Raw genomic sequence first — 19,195 nt, 5'->3', positions numbered from 1 at the left:
TCGATCGCCCGCGACGCGCGTGACACCGAGGCTGTGTGCCCGGTCGTCCCCGTCCGTATGGGAAGGTCTCCTCCTTGTCCGCTGTGCTCGCCCTGCCTGCCGCCGTGCGCCTGTCGCGCACGGTCGCCGTGCGGCGTGCACTGCTGGCCGGGCTCTTCCTGGCGGGCTTTGTCGCCCTCGGCTTCGCCTTCGGTCCCGGCGCCCATGCCGCCGACCGGACGCGGACGGCGGACCTGCCCGGGGCCACGGCCCCGGCCCAGGCCGCGGCCGGGGCGTCCACCCCGGACCGGGCCGCCACCCGGGACGGGTCGGCGGGCCAGGCCGACCGGACGGCCCAACTGTCCGGCTCCGGAGCCGCGTTGGGTCGGCAGGGCAAGGCGTCAGAGGCCAGGCTGGCCGAGCGCACCCACACCGCCTCCGACAAGGTGGCCGACGCCGTACGGCCCGCCGCCGACCAGGCCGCATCGGCCACCGGTGGCGTCACCCGGCCGGTGAGCCGCGTCGTAGGGGAGATCGGGGACTCGGCCCGCGCCGCGCTGCCCGTCCACCTCCCGTCCGGTGAGCACGCCGGTCGCCCCGGAGACGGCGGTGCGCAGCAGCACGGCCGTACGCCGGACGGTGACCGGCCGGCCGGTTCGCGCGGCGCCTGCACGCAGGCCGACGCGGGCGCGGCCCGGGCGGCTCACCTCGTCAACGGCCCGCGCACGCCGGCCGCCGAGCACCCGTCGGCCACCATCCACGAGCAGCGGGACGCGGGCCACCACGGCCTTCCGGGGCAGTACCCGCAGGGCCCGGTGGCGCCCGCCCCGCACAGCGCGGGTGACGGCCACGGCCCCCGTGGCGGGGACCAGCACGCCGCCGATCCGGCGGACTCCCTGCGCTTCCGGCTTCTGCCCGGTGGCGTCCGCACGGCCGATGGCGCTCCGACGCGTCGGCGTGCCGAAGAAATCCTCGAATTCCCGGGCTAGGGCAGACCGCTCCGCGTCTGTAACCGACCTGCCGCGCGGGGGCGGGACAGGTCTGCCCTTTCACCCCTCCTGAATTCGAAGGACTTCACCTCCATGCGCTCCAACATCCGCCGTTCCATCGTCGTTGCCGCTGCCGCCACCGGACTGTGGGCCCTGGGCTCCGTCGCCGCCAACGCCGCCGAGCTGCCCACCGCCGGTGACCTGCCGTCCGCCGGCACGGTGACCGACACCGCCAAGAAGCTGCCCACCGGCGACGTGACCAGCACGGCGACGACGACCGCCAAGAAGGTCACCGACACCGCCGCGCAGACCGCGGGCAAGGCCACCGGCGTGCTCGGCGGCGAGGTGTCGACCCAGGACCTGCCCGCGACGGGCGGCGTGCAGAAGCTGACCCACGGCCTCGGCCTGCCGGACACCGGTGCGGTCCGCAAGACCGCCGACGTGAAGAAGGCGAAGAAGGCTGTCAAGGCTGTCAAGGCCGTCAAGAAGACCGCCAAGGGCGCCACCGGTCCGGTCCGGGCCGGCCGCCTCACCGACGGCACGCTGCCCGCCGTCCCGGCGCTGCCCGCCACGGGCGTTCCGGCCGCCCAGCTCACCAACGGCCTTCCCAAGGGCCTGCCCGCCACCCCGGCGCTGCCCAAGACCCCCGCGCTGCCCAAGGCGCCGGGTTCGGCCGACAACCTGCTGGCCGGGCTCGCCGGTGCGGGTGTCCGCCCCGAGCAGCTGACGAACCAGGCCAAGGGCGGTCTGGCCACGGCCCGTCCGGTCGTCGACCACGCCGCCTCCGACGTGCTGCCGCCCGCCGTCCGCCGGGTCGTCGTCAAGGTTGTTCCGGTCGCCCAGGGTGCGGCCGGCAACGCCGGTCAGCTCGCCGGTGACGCGGCCGGCCAGGCGACCCCGTTCGTGGCCACGGTCGGCGGCCACGCGCAGCTGCTCGTGCAGGGCGAGACCGGCGACGCGGTGCCGTTCGCGCAGGGTGTCGCGGCCGACGCGGTGCCGTTCGCCAAGGGCGTCGCGGCCCACGCCACCCCGTTCGCGAAGGGTGTGGCCGCTGACGCCACTCCGTTCGCGCAGGGCATGGCCGCGGTGGTCGTGACCGACGCCCAGGGCACCGCCCACCAGACCGTCGCGGGCGCGCAGGGCCTGACGCCGGTCAAGTCCGTGCCGTCCGTGCCGTCGCTTCCGTCGGTCCCGTCCGTTCCCTCGGTCCCGTCCGTCCCGTCCGTGCCGTCGGTTCCGTTCGTCCCCGCCGTGCCGTCCGTGCCGTCCGTGCCGTCCGTTCCGGGCAACGTGACCGACGTCGTTCCGGCCGGTCCGGCCCACGCCGTCGCCGTCCCGGCCGTCCCGGCCGAGCTGTCCGACCTCACCAACGCCGCCAACATCCCGGCGCTGCCCGCCCTCCCGGTCCAGGGCATCTGAGGCTCTCTGAGTCAGTAACCCCGGTTCATCGGCTGCGGCGGCAGCCGAGACCGGAACAGCCATGAACAGCCGGGCGGCCCTCTTGGGGGAGGACCGCCCGGCTTTGGCGTTTCCGAAACCCCGTCAAGAGGTCTTCGACGCCCCGCAGTTGAGCCCCGCCATCCGGCCCCCCTCCCTGCCCCGGCCCGGGCCCCTCCCCCCCCGCGGTCGACCACCGGCGCACCCCCTCACACGAAGCCCAACGAAGCAGCCCACCAAGCGGCCCACGAAGCGGCTCACGAAGCAGCCCACACATGTCGCCCGAAGCGGCAGTGCACGGTGCGTAACGGGACGGTGTGTGACACGGGGCGCCGGATGCGCGGGGCCGCTCCCGGCCCTCTTCCGGAGCGCGGACGGGCGGCGCCCCGCCGCCGCCGACATGCGGAAATCACGAGGGGACGTAACGTGACCCAAAGATCTGTGATGGTAATCACCGCTGGAGTGTGATCTGTGATTTAGGGGCTCACGGCCCGCGGCGATAACCTGCGGGACGGACATGCCGCGTATCCGGTCACCGTGTACGCCTCCCCTGTGACAGCGCCGTCACGTTGCCCTTCGCGGCACGCCCATCGCAGACAACGATCCGCGATCACTACGGCGATTCTGAGAAGACAAGGGACGGACGCGCGTGGACCTGTTCGAGTACCAGGCGAGGGACCTCTTCGCCAAGCACGGTGTACCGGTGCTGGCCGGTGAAGTCATCGACACGCCTGAGGCAGCCCGCGAGGCGACCGAGCGGCTGGGCGGCAAGTCTGTCGTCAAGGCGCAGGTGAAGGTCGGCGGCCGTGGCAAGGCCGGCGGCGTCAAGCTGGCCGCCACCCCGGACGAGGCCGTCGCCCGCGCGACGGACATCCTCGGCATGGACATCAAGGGCCACACGGTCCACAAGGTGATGATCGCCGAGACCGCTCCGGAGATCGTCGAGGAGTACTACGTCTCGTACCTCCTCGACCGCACCAACCGCACCTTCCTGGCCATGGCCTCCGTCGAGGGCGGCATGGACATCGAGGAGGTCGCGGCCACCAAGCCCGAGGCCCTCGCCAAGATCCCGGTGGACGCCAACGAGGGCGTCTCCAAGGAGAAGGCCGCCGAGATCGTCGCCGCCGCGAAGTTCCCGGCCGAGGTCGCCGACCAGGTCGCCGACATCATGGTCACCCTGTGGAAGACCTTCATCGCCGAGGACGCGCTCCTCATCGAGGTCAACCCGCTCGCCAAGGTCGCCAGCGGCGATGTCCTCGCCCTCGACGGCAAGGTCTCCCTCGACGAGAACGCCGAGTTCCGTCAGCCGGAGCACGAGGCGCTGGAGGACAAGGACGCAGCCAACCCGCTCGAGGCTGCGGCCAAGGCCAAGGGCCTGAACTACGTCAAGCTCGACGGTCAGGTCGGCATCATCGGCAACGGCGCGGGTCTCGTCATGAGCACCCTGGACGTCGTCGCCTACGCCGGCGAGAAGCACAGCAACGTCAAGCCCGCCAACTTCCTCGACATCGGTGGCGGCGCCTCCGCCGAGGTCATGGCGAACGGCCTGGAGATCATCCTCGGCGACCCGGACGTCAAGTCCGTCTTCGTCAACGTCTTCGGCGGGATCACCGCCTGCGACGAGGTCGCCAACGGCATCGTCCAGGCCCTGGAGCTGCTCAAGTCCAAGGGCGAGGACGTCAACAAGCCCCTGGTCGTGCGTCTCGACGGCAACAACGCGGAGCTCGGTCGCGAGATCCTGTCGAAGGCCAACCACCCGCTGGTGCAGCGCGTGGACACCATGGACGGCGCGGCCGACAAGGCCGCCGAGCTGGCTGCTAAGTAAAGGACGAGGACACAACAACCATGGCTATCTTCCTGACCAAGGAAAGCAAGGTCATCGTCCAGGGCATGACCGGTGCCACTGGCATGAAGCACACCAAGCTGATGCTCGGTGACGGCACCAACATCGTCGGCGGTGTGAACCCCCGCAAGGCCGGCACCAGCGTCGACTTCGACGGCACCGACGTGCCCGTCTTCGGCTCGGTCGCCGAGGCGATGGAGAAGACCGGCGCCGATGTGTCCGTGCTCTTCGTGCCGCCGGCCTTCGCCAAGGCCGCGGTCGTCGAGGCGATCGACGCCGAGATCCCGCTGGCCGTCGTGATCACCGAGGGCATCGCGGTGCACGACTCCGCCGCCTTCTGGGCGTACGCGAAGTCCAAGGGCAACAAGACCCGGATCATCGGCCCGAACTGCCCCGGCCTGATCACCCCCGGCCAGTCCAACGCCGGCATCATCCCGGGCGACATCACCAAGCCCGGCCGCATCGGTCTGGTGTCGAAGTCCGGCACGCTGACCTACCAGATGATGTACGAGCTGCGTGACATCGGCTTCTCCTCGGCCGTCGGCATCGGTGGCGACCCGGTCATCGGCACCACGCACATCGACGCGCTCGCCGCGTTCGAGGCCGACCCCGACACCGACCTGATCGTGATGATCGGCGAGATCGGCGGCGACGCCGAGGAGCGTGCGGCCGACTTCATCAAGGCCAACGTCTCCAAGCCGGTCGTCGGCTACGTCGCGGGCTTCACCGCGCCCGAGGGCAAGACCATGGGCCACGCCGGCGCCATCGTCTCCGGCTCCTCCGGCACCGCCCAGGCGAAGAAGGAGGCCCTGGAGGCCGCCGGCGTCAAGGTCGGCAAGACCCCGTCGGAGACCGCGCGGCTCGCCCGCGAGATCCTCGGCAGCTGATTGCGCCACCCGGCGGGCCCGCCGGATCGGAGGTACGCCCGCGCGGCGTCCGTCCTCGATACCGCCGGACCCTCGCTCCGGTGACACCGCGCCGGCGCGGCGGAAGCTCCTTCCGCCGCGCCGGGGCCGGTCACCGGGCGAGGGTCCGGCGGTGTGCGTTGCGGACCGGGCTCCTAACGGCTCTCCGGCGTCAGCCGGGCCTGCTGGAGCCTCTTGCGTGCCGCGGCCGCGCTCCCTTGAGGGTGTGCGCTCCCGCGCCGGTGCGCGCTGTGGCGTTTGTGCGCACCGGCGTGCCGGTGTGCACCGCCCTGCTTGTGGGGACCGTCGTGCTCGTGCGCGCTCGCGGTGCGGTGTGCGCTCTCGTCAGGGTGCCGGGCCGGTGACACCGGGGCGTGCGGTGCGCTCGACAGCGACTGGTCCGGCGGCGTGCGGTGATCCGGTGCCAGCATCATCGTCAGCAGCGTGACCAGCGCGAACAGCCCGGTCAGCCCGAACACGGCCCGGGTGGTCCGCTCGGCGCTGCGCTCGCTGCCGGACCGGACGTGTTCCGCGGCGGGCGGCGTCATCCGCTGCGCGGCCGCCAGCCCGGCGAGCCGGGCCCGCAGGATCTCGCCCTGCCCTGCCGGTGGCTGCCCGCCGAGCCCCAGCTCCGGCAGCCGCCCGGCGATCCGCTCGCGCGCATGGGCCAGCCGCCCGGCCGCGGCCGGGCGGCTGGCCTCGATCTCCGCCGCCGTCTCGCACAGCCCGAGCCCCACCCCGTCGTGCAGCACCAGCGTCCGCCGGTACGGCGCCGGCAGGCTCAGCAGCGTCGCCAGCAGCGCCTCGTCCGACGGCTCGGCCTGCCCGGTGTGCCGGTGCGGCGTACGGGCGATCCGCAGCCCGGGGCACAGCCGGTGCCACGGCGTCAGCGCGTACTCGTGGACGGCCGCCCGCACCCATCCCGCCGGATCAGGGTCCACCGCGACCCGCGGCCAGTGCTGCCAGGCCCGCCGGAACCCCCGCTCCACCGCCCGCTCGGCCAGCCGTGGCCGGCCGGTGAGCAGGAACGCCTGCCGGGTCAGCGCGACGGCGTGCCGGGAGTGGAGTTCGTCGAAGGCGGCGGTGGCCTGCTCGCGCGGAGTCATACCCAGCAGTGTGGAAAACCTGCGGAACCATATGCGGCGCGACACGTCGGGCATTTCGCCAGTACATGGCGGAAACGCCTCTTGTTGGCAGCATGGCCGCGTGAGCCAGTTCACCGATCGTGGCCCTGCGTTGTCCTCGCACGGCAGAACCGCCGCCCAGCGCTCCTCGGCGATCGGCGCGGCCTTCCTCGGTGGTGTGACGGCCGCCGGCCTCGGGCTCGGCGCGCTGACGGTCGCCGTGCTGCTGCTCTGGGTCGCCTCGCCCTCCCCCGACAGCGGCCCGTCCCGGGCCCTTCATCTCGCCGCCGATCTGTGGCTGTCGGCGCACGGCGGTGATCTGGTGCGCACCGGGACCCGCTCCGGCGTCCCGGCCCCGGTCGGGGTGACCCCGCTGCTGCTCGTGGTCCTGCCGGTCTGGCTGCTGCACCGGGCCGCCCGCCATGCCCTGGCGACCGCGGCCGACGGCCGTCCGGCGGCTCCCGCCGACGGCCCCGGCGCCGCCTCCGCGGTCGCGCCGCGCACCCTGCTCGGGGCGCTGCTCGCCGGGTATCTGTCCCTCGCGGCCGGCGTGCTGCTCTACGCCTGCGCCGGCGGACTGCGCGCCGAGCCCCTCAGCGTCCTGGTGTACGTCCCGGCCACCGCGGCCGCCACGCTCACCGCCACGGCCTGGCGCCTGCTGCGGCACCCCGGCGCCGACCTGCTGCCCGACCGCGCCCTGCGTGCCTGCGCGCGGGTGCCGGACGGTCTGCGCACCCTCCTCGGCGGCTCCCGGTGCGCCGCCGCCGGCCGGGCCGCCGCCTTCGCCCTCGTCGCCCTGCTCGGCTCCGGCGCCCTGCTGACCCTCCTCGGGCTCGGTCTGCACGCGGACCGGGTGGGCACGGACCTCCTCCAGCTGGCGCCCGACTGGGCAAGCCGTGCCACGGTGCTGCTCCTGTGCCTGGTACTGCTCCCGAACGCGGCCGTGTGGGGCACCGCGTACGGCCTGGGGCCCGGATTCACGGTCGGCGCGGGCAGCACGGTCGGCCCGCTGGGCACCTCGCCACATCCCGTGCTGCCCCAGCTGCCGCTGCTCGGCGGGGTGCCGGACGCGGGCGCGGGAGGCCCGCTGACCTGGGCGGTGGCAGTGCTGCCGCTGGTCGCGGGGGTGCTGCTCGCCCGTTCGGTGGCCCGTGGCGGGGAGCCGTCGCCCGGCACCACGGACGAGCCCTGGTCCTGGTGGACGACGGTTTGTGTGGCGGCCCTGGGGGCCGGCTTCTGCGGCGCGGCCATGGCCGTGCTCGCCGGCCTCGCCGGCGGCGCCCTCGGCACCGGCGCACTCGCCGCCTTCGGCCCGAGCTGGTGGCGTACGGGCCTCGCGGCGGCGGCCTGGACCGCCGCCACGGGCATCCCGGGCGCGGTCGCACTACGGGTCTGGCGGCGGCACATGGGACGGCGGGCGGACCGTGCGGGGCGGGGCGAGCCGGGGGCTGCCGAGTGCCCGGAGGGCGCAAGGGGCGTGAAGGCCACGACGGGTGCGACAGGTCCTCACGACGTGGCGGCCCTCAGCGGCACGGCGGCCACCGGCGACAGGAAGGCCGCGACCGGCCTGAAGGGGTTGAAGCGCGTGAAGGTCGCCGTGGCCGTGACGAGCGCCAGGGGCGCGAGGACTGGCGGCGAACAAGCCGCCACGGGGGGCGGGGAGAGCAAGGACGAGGGACCGGCCGCGGAGAGGACGGACGCCACAACGGGCACCGGAGGAGCCGTCGCCTGACCCGGTCCGCTGCCCGCCGGCCCCCGGCCCGAGGCCGGTTCCCCGCCTGCTCCTGCCTGCTCCCCCTGCTCTCGTCTACTCCCTGGTGCTGAGCAGCGGTCGCAGTTCCTTGGGCAGCAGCTTCTCGCAGGACTTGCCGGACGACTGGGTCAGGGCGTCGTTCACGCAGGTGAAGTAGTCGCGGTAGACGATCTGCACGGTGAAGGTCGCGGCCACCATCATCAGGGCCAGCGACGCGGTCACCAGGCCCGCGATCGCCGCCGTGACCTGCGGGCGGGTGCTGCCCTGGGAGGACGGGGCACCGGACTTCCCGGCCGGGGGAGCGGCGGGGGCGGGGCGGCCCTCCATGGCGGCGGTGGTCGCCTCGGCGGTGGCCTTCGAGGAGTCCGGCTTGGCGCGCAGCGAGCTGATGCCCCAGTAGAGCGCCAGCGCGGCCAGCAGCAGGGAGAGCTCCGGCAGGCTGAACAGCACGCAGAAGAACGCCCACATGCCGGCGAGCAGGGCATAGCGCGCCCGGCGCTGGGCCGGGTCGGTGGGGTCCCAGCGCAGCCCGCCGCCGGAACCGCCGGAACCGCCGGGGCCGCCGCTCTGCGGTCCGCCGCGGCCGCCCGGCCGGGTGCCGAAGCCGCCGTTCTGCCGGCCCGGCTGCCGCGGGCTCCACTGGCTGCCCCAGCTCGGCGCCGGATCGTCCTTCGACGGCTCCCCGTTCTCGTCCCGGCCGTCCTGCCCGGAGCCGTGCGGGGCGGGGTGGCGGGGGCGCCACTCCTGGTCGGGGGCGTCGGCCGGGGGCGGCGCGAAGGGGTTGTCGCGGTCGGGGCCCGGGGAGTCCGGCGCGGGGGAGTCCGGGGAAGCGGACGACGGCTTGCCCTCACGCGGCAGCAGCACCGTCCCGGGGGTGGTGGCGGGCCGGGGGTACCTCCCAGCGGTAGCTGCGGGAAGGAGCGGGAGGGCCGCGCGGCGGCGTCGGTCCGTCATCTGGTGTGCGTCTTCCCCTTGTCTCGTCCGTACGCGGGCCTTCGCGGCCGACGTCCGGTTACCACGAACTGCATGCAGTCTTACGCCTGACGCTACCTCCCGTGCCCGCCCCCGTCCCGTGGGGGCCGCGCGGTGTGCCGGTATCGTTGCTGACGGTCGGCGCCTTCGTAGGGTTCCCCGGATCTGCGGTACCCGCAGTCTTGTACGACCACACAAAGCACGCGAGATCGGAAAAGAGCCCCGCCGTGGCTTCCTCCCCAGCCCCCGCCCCGCCCGCCCGACCCGGCCGTCCGGCCCGCGTCGTCGTGCTCGTCTCGGGTTCCGGCACGAACCTGCAGGCGCTGCTGGACGCCATCGCCGAGCAGGGCTCGGAGACCTACGGCGCCGAGATCGTGGCCGTCGGTGCCGACCGCGGCGCGATCGCCGGCCTGGAGCGCGCCGAGGCCGCGGGGCTGCCGACGTTCGTCTGCCGGGTCAAGGATTACGACAGCCGCGGGGAGTGGGACGCGGCCCTGACCGGGGCGACCGCGGCGTACGCGCCCGATCTGGTGGTCTCGGCCGGCTTCATGAAGATCCTGGGCAAGGAGTTCCTCGCCCGCTTCGGCGGCCGGACCGTCAACACCCACCCGGCGCTGCTGCCGAGTTTTCCCGGTGCCCACGGCGTGCGCGACGCGCTCGCGTACGGCGCGAAGGTCACCGGATGCACCGTCCACTTCGTCGACGACGGGGTCGACACCGGCCCGATCATCGCCCAGGGCGTGGTCGAGGTCCGGGACGAGGACGAGGAATCCGCGCTGCATGAGCGCATCAAGGAAGTCGAGCGATCGCTGCTCGTCGAGGTCGTGGGGCAACTGGCCCGGCACGGCTACCGCATTGAGGGACGAAAGGTACGTATCTCGTGACCGCCACCGAAGGTACGCAGCGGCCCATCCGCCGCGCGCTGGTCAGCGTCTACGACAAGTCCGGGCTGGAGGAGCTGGCGCGGGGGCTGGACGCGGCGGGCGTTCAGCTCGTGTCGACCGGATCGACGGCCGCGAAGATCGCCGCGGCCGGGGTGCCGGTCACCAAGGTCGAGGAGCTGACGGGCTTCCCCGAGTGCCTCGACGGCCGGGTCAAGACCCTCCACCCGAAGGTGCACGCCGGCATCCTGGCCGACCTGCGCCTCGATGACCACCGCCGGCAGCTGACCGAGCTGGGTGTCGAGCCGTTCGACCTGGTGATCGTCAACCTCTACCCGTTCCGGGAGACCGTCGCCTCCGGCGCCACCCCCGACGAGTGCGTGGAGCAGATCGACATCGGCGGCCCCTCGATGGTCCGTGCCGCCGCCAAGAACCACCCGTCGGTCGCCGTCGTCGTCAACCCCGCCCGTTACGGGCAGGTCCTCGAGGCGGTCGCGGCCGGCGGCTTCGGGCTCGCCGATCGCCGGCGCCTGGCGGCGGAGGCCTTCCAGCACACCGCGGCGTACGACACCGCGGTCGCGTCCTGGTTCACCGACCGCTACGCCCCCGAGGACGCCTACAACGGCCTCCCGGAGTTCGTCGGCGAGACCCTGGAGCGCAAGGGCAGCCTGCGCTACGGCGAGAACCCGCACCAGGCCGCCGCCCTCTACACGGACGGCGAGCCGGGCGGCATCGCCAACGCCGAGCAGCTGCACGGCAAGGAGATGTCCTTCAACAACTACGTGGACACCGAGGCCGCGCGCCGTGCCGCCTTCGACCACGACGAGCCGTGCGTGGCGATCATCAAGCACGCCAACCCCTGCGGCATCGCGACCGGCCAGGACATCGCCGAGGCGCACCGCAAGGCGCACGCCTGCGACCCGCTCTCCGCGTACGGCGGGGTGATCGCCGTCAACCGTCCGGTGACCATCGAGCTGGCCGAGCAGGTCGCGGAGATCTTCACCGAGGTCATCGCGGCCCCGGCGTACGAGGCCGGTGCGGTCGAGGTCCTCGCCAAGAAGAAGAACATCCGTGTCCTGAAGGTCGAGGGCCTGCCGACCCGGCCGGGCGAGGTGAAGTTCCTCTCCGGCGGCGCGGTCATCCAGCACACCGATGTCTTCCAGGCGGCGGGCGACGACCCGGCGAACTGGACGCTGGCCACCGGCGAGGCCCTGTCCGCCGGCGAGCTCGCGGAGCTGGCCTTCGCCTGGCGGGCCTGCCGCGCGGTCAAGTCCAACGCGATCCTGCTCGCCAAGGACGGTGCCTCGGTCGGCGTCGGCATGGGCCAGGTCAACCGCGTCGACTCCGCGAAGCTCGCGGTCGAGCGCGCGGGCGAGGAGCGCGCGCGGGGCTCGTACGCCGCCTCGGACGCCTTCTTCCCGTTCCCCGACGGCCTGGAGATCCTCACCGCGGCCGGCATCAAGGCCGTGGTCCAGCCGGGCGGTTCGGTGCGGGACGAACTCGTCATCGAGGCCGCCGCGAAGGCCGGCGTGACGATGTACTTCACCGGCACCCGGCACTTCTTCCACTGAGCCGTCGGGCCACCGAAGCCGAAGGGCCGCACCCCGAGCGGGGTGCGGCCCTTCGCCGTGCGGGCGCGGCGGTCAGTAACGCGGCCGGACGAACCAGACGTTGCTCTCGTCCTTCGCCATGAAGGCGATGACCAGGATGCCCAGGACGGTGTGCACCAGCCCGAACGGAAAGGTCATCAGGCTCACGAGGATGGTGCCGACTCCGAAGACGATGGCGCCGACCCGGACGCCCTTGCCGCCGTTGGCGCACTGCAGGGCCAGGGTGATCGCCACCGCCGAGAAAATCACGATCAGCACGATGGCGAAGATCAGGAGGCCCTTGCCGACGTTCAGCATGGACGTGGTGTCCGTGGTGGCGTAAGGCGAGGTGTGGTGCGCGGCCTTGCTGACGCTGCCCAGGCCGATCACGGCGACGATCAGGCCGATGACGTTCAGTCCGGCGAGCACGAACATGATCACCCGCGCGGCCTTGACCCCGCCGGGCATCACCATCGGGTACTGCGGCTGCATGCCGGGCATCTGGCCGCCCGGGTAGGGGCCGTAGGGCGGAGGCTGCTGCTGGGGATAGCCGTAACCGGGCTGTTGGCCCGGCGGGGGACCGTAGGGGTTCTGTGGGGGATAACTCACGGGCGTGTCCTTCAGGCGGCGTGAACGGAGCCGTGAAGGCCCCGATCGCCCAGTGGCGAGGGGGCCTTCACACAGTGGTGCACCTCGGGCCGGGGTGTCACCCCGACCGCTACTGGGTCTTGACGACCACCGAGCCGACGGCCTTGTCGGCGAAGGTCTGGCCCTTGTCGTCCCACAGCGGCCACAGCCAGCCGATGTAGCAGGCGATGCTGTCGAGGAAGTGCGCGAGGCGGCGGACGAAGGCCATCCCGAAGCCGAGCGGCTGACCGGTGTCCTCACGGACCAGGCGGATGCTCATGGCCTTCTTGCCCACAGTCTGGCCGGTATTGCCCTCCTTGACGAGCATGAAGATGCCCGCCACCATGCCCGCCAGGGCGGCCAGCACGATCAGGATGACGGCGAAGGCCGGCGGTCCGGCCGAGGCCGCGTCCGCCCGGCACTGGTAGTCGTCGTAGGCGCAGCTGGTGACGCTGCTCGCGGACGACGCCGCCATGACGGCCGCGATGCCGTACAGGATGCCGGGCACCAGGCCCACGATCAGACCGTCGATGAGCAGTGCGCACAGGCGCGCGCCCCAACTCGCGTACCCCGTGGGCAGCCCCATGCCCGGCATACCGGGCATGCCCGGCTGGCCGTAGGGCGCCGCCTGCTGGGGGTAGCCGTAGCCCTGCTGCGGCGGAACGGGCTGCTGGGGGTAGCCGTACGGCTGCTGCTGCGGGGGCTGCTGAGGGTACCCGTAGCCGGGCTGTCCCTGGGGCGGGACCGGCGGCTGCTGGCCGTACGGGGCCTGCGGCGGCTGCTGGCCGTACGGGTTGTTCGGGTCACCGAAACTCATCTGCGGTTTTCCTCCGTTGGGTCCATGGGGACGACGCGGCGTGACGTGGAGGAAATACAGGTTTCACTGGCGACCCCCCGACGATGCCTGCGGCACTGCGCGTCAATCCTTCTAGTTGCGCATTCACTCTGTCCAGTTCGGGTTGCTGTCCGTTGTCCAAGTGCAATGATCAATTCCGGCCATGGACGTCCCGGGGTGCCCTGATTGGAAGGTCACCGCCCTCATCCGGGAGGATGGGGGCATGACTGCCCAGATTCTGGATGGCAAGGCCACCGCAGCCGCCATCAAGTCCGAGCTCACCGTCCGTGTCGAGGCCCTGAAGGCCAAGGGCGTGCAGCCCGGCCTGGGCACCCTCCTGGTCGGCGACGACCCGGGCAGCCGCTGGTACGTCAACGGCAAGCACCGCGACTGCGCCCAGGTCGGCATCGCCTCGATCCAGCGCGAGCTGCCGGAGACCGCCACCCAGGAGGAGATCGAGGCGGTCGTACGGGAGCTGAACGAGGACCCGGCCTGCACCGGCTACATCGTCCAACTCCCGCTCCCCAAGGGCATCGACGCCCACCGGGTCCTGGAGCTGATGGATCCGGCCAAGGACGCCGACGGGCTGCACCCGATGAGCCTGGGCCGGCTGGTGCTGGGCATCGAGGGCCCGCTGCCCTGCACCCCGTACGGCATCGTCCAGCTGCTGCGGCACCACGAGGTCGAGATCAAGGGCGCGCACGTGGTGGTCGTCGGCCGCGGGATCACCATCGGCCGCCCGATGCCGCTGGTGCTGACCCGCAAGTCGGAGAACGCCACGGTGACCCAGTGCCACACCGGCACCCGTGATCTGTCCGCGCACCTCAAGCAGGCGGACATCATCGTCGCCGCGGCCGGTGTGCCGCACATCATCAAGCCCGAGGACGTCAAGCCCGGCGCGGCCGTCCTGGACGTCGGCGTCAGCCGCGACGAGGCGGGCAAGATCGTCGGCGATGTGCACCCGGGCGTGGCCGAGGTGGCCGGCTGGGTCGCCCCCAACCCGGGCGGCGTCGGGCCGATGACCCGCGCCCAGCTGCTGGTCAACGTCGTCGAGGCCGCCGAGCGCGCGGCCGGCTGACGACGTCGGGACCGAGGACCTGAGACCCTGTCCTTGACAGACGGATCCGGACACCGGAAGGGACTGCCCGCCATGGCTGCCGAAGCGCATTCGGAGGGAGCCTCCGAGCCGCAGCGCTCCTCGCGCCGCTTTCCGACGCTGACCCGCGACACCGCCCGGCCGGAGGGCGGCGGCCGGGCCGCCTCGGGCGGCTACCCCGCGCCCGCCCGGCAGTGGCCCCTGCTGAGCGTGATGGGCGGGGTCGCGATCGGGCTGCTGCTCGTGTCGCTCGGCGCGTACCGCATCGGCTCGATCCTGATCGGGCTCTCGATGCTGGCCGGCGCGGTGCTGCGGTGGGCGCTGCCGTCGGTGGGGATGCTGGCCGTGCGCTCCCGCTTCACCGACATGCTGACGTACGGGGGGCTCGGCTTCGTGATCGTGATGCTGTCCCTGATGGTGCAACCCAAGCCGTGGATCCACATCCCGTTCCTGGACGACATCGTCCACTTCACGGTGCGCTGACCGCCCCGGGCGCGCCGGCACCGCGATGACGGCGGCCCGTCTCTCCTCCGGGAGGGGCGGGCCACCGTCGCGTGGTGGCGCGAAGGGCGAGGGCACCGGCTTCACGGGGTGACTACCGGGCCGGGCGGGGGAGTTCGGGGTGCGCCGCCCCCGATAGCGCGTGGGGCGGTATCACTGCACTTTTTATCGAATCCTGACCGGTTCTTGTCGGAATTCGCACGGAACTCGTAGTGTCTCGTCCGGAAATGCCACACTGCTGGGGCACGGAGTGTGCTCGGGCCAGAGGTATATGTCCGGATGCTCCCGTGTGCCCTCAAGCGGGGACTGCCGTCGTGACCGGGAGGCAGCCCCGCGGGCAGCAAGGAGGCGGGCCGGGGGAGCCGCGCATGGGCACGTAAGCGGGGGGGATAGGGGGAGGCAATGCCTCGCTGGAAGGCGCTGCCGGAAGAGCTCGATCCGCAGGTGCGGGAGTTCGCCGGGCAGCTGCGCAGGCTCATCGACCGCAGCGGGCTGAGCGTGGCCGCCGTCGCGGACAGCACGGGCTACAGCAAAACGTCCTGGGAGCGCTATCTCAACGGGCGGCTGCTGCCGCCGCTGCGCGCCGTGCTCGCACTCGCCGAGCAGACCGGCGCGCACCCCTCGCACCTCACCACGCTGTGGGAGCTGGCCGAACGCGCCTGGAGCCGGGCGGAGATGCGCCAGGACGTCACCATGGAGGCGATCCGCGTGGCGCAGGCGCGCGCCGCGCTGGGGGAGTTGGACGCCGACCCGGCCGCGACGGGCGCACCGTCCGCGAAGGCTGCGAAGGCTGCGCATTCCGAGGAGCCCGCGAAGCCCGGGATATCCGAGACATCCGAGAAGCCGGGGAGCGCCGCGCAGCCCGGCCCGGCGCCGCTGTCGCAGGTGCCCTCCAGTGCGGACTTCCCCCAGTGGGAGGCGGCAGCCCCGTCCCCGGACCCGGCGCCCGCCGACGGGATGTCCGGCCGGCGCGGCGGCCGCTACCGGACCCCGATGATCCTGGTCGGCGCGGTCGGCGCCGTGTTGGTGGCCGTCGCGGGCGTCCTGCTGCTGCAGCCCGGCGCCGAGGCGACCAAGAAGGAGGCGGTGCCCCGGACGCAGGCGGCCCCGCCGCCGAGCGTGGAGCCGGCGCTGCCGAACGGGGTGCGCTGCACCGGCGACGGCTGTGTGGGCAAGGACCCCGAGGCGATGGGGTGCGGCGGGCAGCACGCCGTCACGCCGTCCCGCGGACTGGCGGGCCGCACCCTGATCGAGGTCCGCTACAGCTCCGTCTGCCACACCGCCTGGGCCCGGATCAGCCGTGCCGCGCAGGGAGATCAAGCCACCATCAGCGCCGGCGGTCACCGCGCCACGGCGCGCGCCGAGCGGGCCGGTGACGCCTACACGCCGATGGTCGCGGTGTCCGGGGACCCGGCGAAGGTCGCGGCCTGCGGGACCACCGTGGCGGGCGTGAAGGGCTGCTCACGGCCCCTTCCGACGACGGCGGCCGGTGCCGCGGCCCCCTCGGGCGCACCCTCCCGGACGCCCCGGTAGCGCGCCGGCCGACGGGTCCACAGGGCCCGCTCCGGCCGGGTGACACCGCCCCCGGAGGTTGTCCGAAATACGGGAGGCATGCCCTCCGGGATCCCGGGCAGGCGACGAATATCCCCCCCACGGGTGTGGCACAACTGGGCGGCCGCCCGCACTCCCCCCTCCATAGGCGGGCGGCCGCCGCCCCTTCGGGACAGGTCTCGCAGCGCTCCCCCGCACAGCCGTGCACGGGCCGCCGTACGGACGCCACCGGGCACCCGGTGAGGTGTTCCACACCGGCCCGGCACTTCGGGCGGGCGGGGGTCCGATAGCCTGACGGCCGGGTCTCTCGATACCAAGAGACCTCGATAGCTGGGCAGGGACACCCACCGCCACCCATGGTGGTCCAGGGGCTTGCCCCCGGAAAACACCGCGCAGGAGATCGCCATGACCCGCACTCCCGTCAATGTGACCGTGACCGGCGCCGCCGGCCAGATCGGTTACGCACTCCTCTTCCGCATCGCTTCCGGACATCTGCTCGGCGCGGACGTGCCGGTCAAGCTGCGCCTGCTGGAGATCCCGCAGGGTCTGAAGGCCGCCGAGGGCACCGCCATGGAGCTCGACGACTGCGCCTTCCCGCTGCTCCAGGGCATCGACATCTCGGACGACCCGACCGTCGCCTTCGACGGTGCGAACGTCGCCCTGCTCGTCGGCGCCCGCCCCCGTACCAAGGGCATGGAGCGCGGCGACCTCCTGGAGGCCAACGGCGGCATCTTCAAGCCGCAGGGCAAGGCCATCAACGACCACGCCGCGGACGACATCAAGGTCCTGGTCGTCGGCAACCCGGCCAACACCAACGCCCTGATCGCCCAGGCCGCCGCGCCGGACGTACCCGCCGAGCGCTTCACCGCGATGACGCGTCTGGACCACAACCGCGCGCTCTCGCAGCTCTCGAAGAAGACCGGCACCCCGGTGTCCGAGATCCGGAAGCTGACGATCTGGGGCAACCACTCCGCCACCCAGTACCCCGACATCTTCCACGCCACGGTCGCCGGCAAGAACGCCGCCGAGACCGTCAACGACGAGAAGTGGCTGGCCGAGAACTTCATCCCGACCGTCGCCAAGCGCGGTGCGGCGATCATCGAGGCCCGTGGCGCGTCCTCGGCCGCCTCCGCCGCCAACGCCGCCATCGACCACGTCCACACCTGGGTCAACGGCACCGCCGACGGCGACTGGACCTCGATGGGCATTCCCTCGGACGGCTCCTACGGCGTCCCGGAGGGCCTGATCTCCTCCTTCCCCGTCACCACCAAGGACGGCGCGTACGAGATCGTCCAGGGCCTGGAGATCAACGACTTCTCCCGCGCGCGCATCGACGCGTCGGTGAAGGAGCTGACGGAGGAGCGCGAGGCCGTCCGCGGTCTCGGCCTCCTCGGCTGACCCACCGCCGCGGCCGCCCCGTCCGGGCGGCACCGCAGCACCGACGAGCCCGCACGGCCACAACGGCCGTGCGGGCTCGGTCATGTGGGCCTGTTCATACGGGCACGGGCAGGCGAGCGCCCCGGCTGTCGGCGACGCGCAGCACATCTGAGAAGGACTGCGTGGTCGCCCGCAGCGCCAGCCGCAGCGCATGCTCCCCGGCCTTGCCGTCGTTCAGTACGGCCACCGCGCCCTTGATGACATCGGCACCGTCACACAGCTGCTCAGCCTCGACCTCATCGGCCAGCCGGGACAGCACACCCCCGGCGCTGTCCGCCGACAAGAAGCACGGCTTCCCGCCCTCGCCCTCCCACGGCAGCAGGCGCAGCCCCGGCAGGCTCACGGGGACGGCGTCCCGGTCGTAACTCATGCTCATTGACTCCCACAGGTTGGTTGCGCGAGAAGGCGGCGCAGGCGGCCGAACGACCCATTACGTTGGGTGTGTTCAGCGTTGCGCCCCGTAGTGCGGGGTGCAACGTCAGACGCGTGACACTCACCATCTGGCACCAAGGGGGATGCGGTGAGCCGACGACGACGCAATGCCGCGAGTGGGCCGGCAGCCACCAACGCCGCCGTGTTCGGGGAGGTGCTGAGGCACTTCCGGGAGGCGGCCGGGTTCACGCAGGAGGAACTCTCGAACAAGATCCCCTGCGACCGTTCACAGGTCGCCCGCGTGGAGGCGGGCACCCGCGTCCCCCAGGAGACCTTCGCCAAGCAGTGCGACGACATCCTGGGTACGGGCGGCGTGCTGCTGCGGTTGTGGGGGCGGATCGACTGGTATCCGGAGGTGCAACATCCGGACTGGTTCGAGCGTCGAGCCAAGATGGATGCCGAGGCGGTGGCCCTGCGTGCATATCAAGAGCGGGTTATTCCTGGTTTGTTGCAGGCGCCGGGCTACGCGCACGCGCTGTTCTCTCAGGTCGCGAGTGGCGCTGCGGTGGAGGAGCGCGTTCGTGCTCGGCTGAGCCGCCAGCCGCGCTTCCTGGCCGACGGCGGCCCGCTGTACATCGCCGTCCTGGACGAGAGCTGTCTGCGCAATGCGGTGGGGAGCCCGGAGGTCATGCGTGACCAGTGCGCGCATCTGCTGAGTGTTGGTCAGCGCCCCAACATCCGTATCCAGGTGGCCCCTGCGGGAGTCTTCGGGCTCGTTCGCCCCAGGGGTTCCATGTCGCTCATCGAGCTGGCCGACGGGCGGTGGGTGTACTCGGAGTCGCTGGACCGCGGCTACTTCAACAATGATCCGGCAGTCTACGTACGCTACAGCCAGACCTATGATGTGCTCCGGGCAGATGCTCTGTCAGCCCCCGAATCTGCCGCTCTGATCTGCGACTTCATGGAAGGGTACGGGGATCATGGACAAGCACCAGCTGAGCACAGCGATATGGGTCAAGAGCAGCTACAGCGACAACAACGGCGGCGACTGCGTCGAAGTGGCACTCACCTGGATGAAGAGCAGCTACAGCCACGACGACGGCGGCAACTGCATCGAAGTAGCCCCCGGTATCCCCGACGCCGTCCCCGTCCGTGACAGCAAGGACCCGCACGGCCCCGTGCTCGTCTTCCCGACGGGCGGCTGGTCGTCGTTCGTCGCCGCCCTCAAGAGCGGGGAGTTCCCCGCGGCCGTCTGACCCGTCGGCGACCTTGGGTTATCGCGCTGACACGGAGTGCTCGGCTCC

At 72.4% G+C, this 19,195-nt stretch carries 18 protein-coding genes; 13 read left to right on the top strand and 5 right to left on the bottom strand.

Translation table 11 applies throughout. The features are described from left to right. The first annotated feature begins 74 nt into the window (after positions 1-74). The 4 genes from OIU81_RS13810 to sucD all read left to right on the top strand — a co-directional run bounded on the left by OIU81_RS13810 (position 75) and on the right by sucD (position 5,135). The gene (locus OIU81_RS13810) at positions 75-968 is read left to right on the top strand and encodes a hypothetical protein (protein WP_329147557.1); all 894 of its coding nucleotides are present in this window, start codon (positions 75-77) and stop codon (positions 966-968) included. Between the two features lie 93 nt (positions 969-1,061). Continuing rightward, positions 1,062-2,387, top strand: coding sequence for a hypothetical protein (locus OIU81_RS13805; protein ID WP_329147555.1), 1,326 nt, complete (start codon positions 1,062-1,064; stop codon positions 2,385-2,387). A 667-nt stretch (positions 2,388-3,054) separates the two neighbouring features. Further along, complete coding sequence (sucC, locus tag OIU81_RS13800) at positions 3,055-4,230, top strand: ADP-forming succinate--CoA ligase subunit beta (protein WP_329147553.1); 1,176 nt, start codon at positions 3,055-3,057, stop codon at positions 4,228-4,230. 20 nt (positions 4,231-4,250) lie between these two features. Further along, a complete protein-coding gene (gene sucD / locus OIU81_RS13795) occupies positions 4,251-5,135 on the top strand; it encodes a succinate--CoA ligase subunit alpha (RefSeq protein ID WP_329147551.1) in 885 nt (294 codons plus the stop codon). A gap of 173 nt (positions 5,136-5,308) precedes the next feature. Here sucD and OIU81_RS13790 read toward each other — a convergent pair whose 3' ends face one another. Then, a complete protein-coding gene (locus OIU81_RS13790; protein WP_329147549.1) occupies positions 5,309-6,259 on the bottom strand; it encodes an RNA polymerase sigma factor in 951 nt (316 codons plus the stop codon). A gap of 100 nt (positions 6,260-6,359) precedes the next feature. Here OIU81_RS13790 and OIU81_RS13785 point away from each other — a divergent pair, with 100 nt between their 5' ends. Then, entirely contained in the window at positions 6,360-8,009 is a 1,650-nt protein-coding gene (locus tag OIU81_RS13785) for a cell division protein PerM (RefSeq protein WP_329147546.1), read from the top strand. Positions 8,010-8,084: 75 nt separating this feature from the next. Here OIU81_RS13785 and OIU81_RS13780 read toward each other — a convergent pair whose 3' ends face one another. Beyond that, entirely contained in the window at positions 8,085-8,984 is a 900-nt protein-coding gene (locus OIU81_RS13780; RefSeq protein ID WP_329147545.1) for a hypothetical protein, read from the bottom strand. A gap of 245 nt (positions 8,985-9,229) precedes the next feature. Here OIU81_RS13780 and purN point away from each other — a divergent pair, with 245 nt between their 5' ends. Both purN and purH read left to right on the top strand, forming a co-directional pair. Further along, positions 9,230-9,886, top strand: coding sequence for a phosphoribosylglycinamide formyltransferase (gene purN, locus OIU81_RS13775; RefSeq protein WP_329147543.1), 657 nt, complete (start codon positions 9,230-9,232; stop codon positions 9,884-9,886). After that, the gene (gene purH, locus OIU81_RS13770; RefSeq protein ID WP_329147541.1) at positions 9,883-11,454 is read left to right on the top strand and encodes a bifunctional phosphoribosylaminoimidazolecarboxamide formyltransferase/IMP cyclohydrolase; all 1,572 of its coding nucleotides are present in this window, start codon (positions 9,883-9,885) and stop codon (positions 11,452-11,454) included. The genes purN and purH overlap by 4 nt, the downstream gene beginning before the upstream one ends. A gap of 72 nt (positions 11,455-11,526) precedes the next feature. Here purH and OIU81_RS13765 read toward each other — a convergent pair whose 3' ends face one another. Then, on the bottom strand, positions 11,527-12,081 hold the full coding sequence (locus OIU81_RS13765) for a hypothetical protein (RefSeq protein ID WP_329147538.1): 555 nt from the start codon (positions 12,079-12,081) through the stop codon (positions 11,527-11,529). Positions 12,082-12,190: 109 nt separating this feature from the next. Then, on the bottom strand, positions 12,191-12,916 hold the full coding sequence (locus OIU81_RS13760; RefSeq protein WP_329147536.1) for an RDD family protein: 726 nt from the start codon (positions 12,914-12,916) through the stop codon (positions 12,191-12,193). Positions 12,917-13,157: 241 nt separating this feature from the next. Here OIU81_RS13760 and OIU81_RS13755 point away from each other — a divergent pair, with 241 nt between their 5' ends. The 4 genes from OIU81_RS13755 (at position 13,158) to OIU81_RS13740 (ending at position 17,480) form a co-directional block, all read left to right on the top strand. Further along, positions 13,158-14,012 (top strand): bifunctional methylenetetrahydrofolate dehydrogenase/methenyltetrahydrofolate cyclohydrolase, encoded by an 855-nt coding sequence (locus tag OIU81_RS13755; RefSeq protein ID WP_329147534.1) that lies wholly within the window; start codon positions 13,158-13,160, stop codon positions 14,010-14,012. Positions 14,013-14,084: 72 nt separating this feature from the next. After that, positions 14,085-14,513 carry a DUF3017 domain-containing protein gene (locus OIU81_RS13750; protein WP_329147532.1) on the top strand — a complete coding sequence of 143 codons (429 nt, stop codon included), beginning with the start codon at positions 14,085-14,087 and terminating at the stop codon, positions 14,511-14,513. Between the two features lie 420 nt (positions 14,514-14,933). Further along, positions 14,934-16,064, top strand: a complete 1,131-nt coding sequence (locus OIU81_RS13745) for a helix-turn-helix domain-containing protein (protein WP_329147530.1) — start codon at positions 14,934-14,936, stop codon at positions 16,062-16,064. A 423-nt stretch (positions 16,065-16,487) separates the two neighbouring features. After that, positions 16,488-17,480, top strand: coding sequence for a malate dehydrogenase (locus tag OIU81_RS13740; protein ID WP_329147528.1), 993 nt, complete (start codon positions 16,488-16,490; stop codon positions 17,478-17,480). A gap of 94 nt (positions 17,481-17,574) precedes the next feature. Here OIU81_RS13740 and OIU81_RS13735 read toward each other — a convergent pair whose 3' ends face one another. Beyond that, entirely contained in the window at positions 17,575-17,889 is a 315-nt protein-coding gene (locus OIU81_RS13735) for a hypothetical protein (RefSeq protein WP_329147526.1), read from the bottom strand. A gap of 204 nt (positions 17,890-18,093) precedes the next feature. On the opposite strand from OIU81_RS13735, the gene OIU81_RS13730 reads away from it, so the two are divergent. Together OIU81_RS13730 and OIU81_RS13725 are read left to right on the top strand one after the other, a co-directional pair. Then, complete coding sequence (locus OIU81_RS13730) at positions 18,094-19,047, top strand: helix-turn-helix domain-containing protein (RefSeq protein WP_443074139.1); 954 nt, start codon at positions 18,094-18,096, stop codon at positions 19,045-19,047. After that, positions 18,965-19,147 (top strand): DUF397 domain-containing protein, encoded by a 183-nt coding sequence (locus OIU81_RS13725; RefSeq protein ID WP_432215863.1) that lies wholly within the window; start codon positions 18,965-18,967, stop codon positions 19,145-19,147. Before OIU81_RS13730 ends, OIU81_RS13725 begins: the two co-directional genes overlap by 83 nt. The last annotated feature ends 48 nt before the right edge of the window (positions 19,148-19,195 follow it).

This window comes from Streptomyces sp. NBC_01454 (assembly GCF_036227565.1).
GTDB lineage: Bacteria > Actinomycetota > Actinomycetes > Streptomycetales > Streptomycetaceae > Streptomyces.
Note: the sequence above shows the minus strand (reverse complement) of the source record. Positions and strands in the feature narration are given on the sequence as shown.

Excerpts from the sequence above, each read along its gene's own strand:
- OIU81_RS13790 (WP_329147549.1), bottom strand. The coding sequence starts at position 6,259 with ATGACTCCGCGCGAGCAGGCCACCGCCGCCTTCGACGAACTCCACTCC.
- OIU81_RS13725 (WP_432215863.1), top strand. The coding sequence starts at position 18,965 with ATGAAGAGCAGCTACAGCCACGACGACGGCGGCAACTGCATCGAAGTA.
- OIU81_RS13760 (WP_329147536.1), bottom strand. The coding sequence starts at position 12,916 with ATGAGTTTCGGTGACCCGAACAACCCGTACGGCCAGCAGCCGCCGCAG.
- OIU81_RS13805 (WP_329147555.1), top strand. The coding sequence starts at position 1,062 with ATGCGCTCCAACATCCGCCGTTCCATCGTCGTTGCCGCTGCCGCCACC.
- OIU81_RS13740 (WP_329147528.1), top strand. The coding sequence starts at position 16,488 with ATGACCCGCACTCCCGTCAATGTGACCGTGACCGGCGCCGCCGGCCAG.
- OIU81_RS13735 (WP_329147526.1), bottom strand. The coding sequence starts at position 17,889 with ATGAGTTACGACCGGGACGCCGTCCCCGTGAGCCTGCCGGGGCTGCGC.
- sucD (WP_329147551.1), top strand. The coding sequence starts at position 4,251 with ATGGCTATCTTCCTGACCAAGGAAAGCAAGGTCATCGTCCAGGGCATG.
- OIU81_RS13745 (WP_329147530.1), top strand. The coding sequence starts at position 14,934 with ATGCCTCGCTGGAAGGCGCTGCCGGAAGAGCTCGATCCGCAGGTGCGG.
- OIU81_RS13780 (WP_329147545.1), bottom strand. The coding sequence starts at position 8,984 with ATGACGGACCGACGCCGCCGCGCGGCCCTCCCGCTCCTTCCCGCAGCT.
- OIU81_RS13755 (WP_329147534.1), top strand. The coding sequence starts at position 13,158 with ATGACTGCCCAGATTCTGGATGGCAAGGCCACCGCAGCCGCCATCAAG.
- OIU81_RS13750 (WP_329147532.1), top strand. The coding sequence starts at position 14,085 with ATGGCTGCCGAAGCGCATTCGGAGGGAGCCTCCGAGCCGCAGCGCTCC.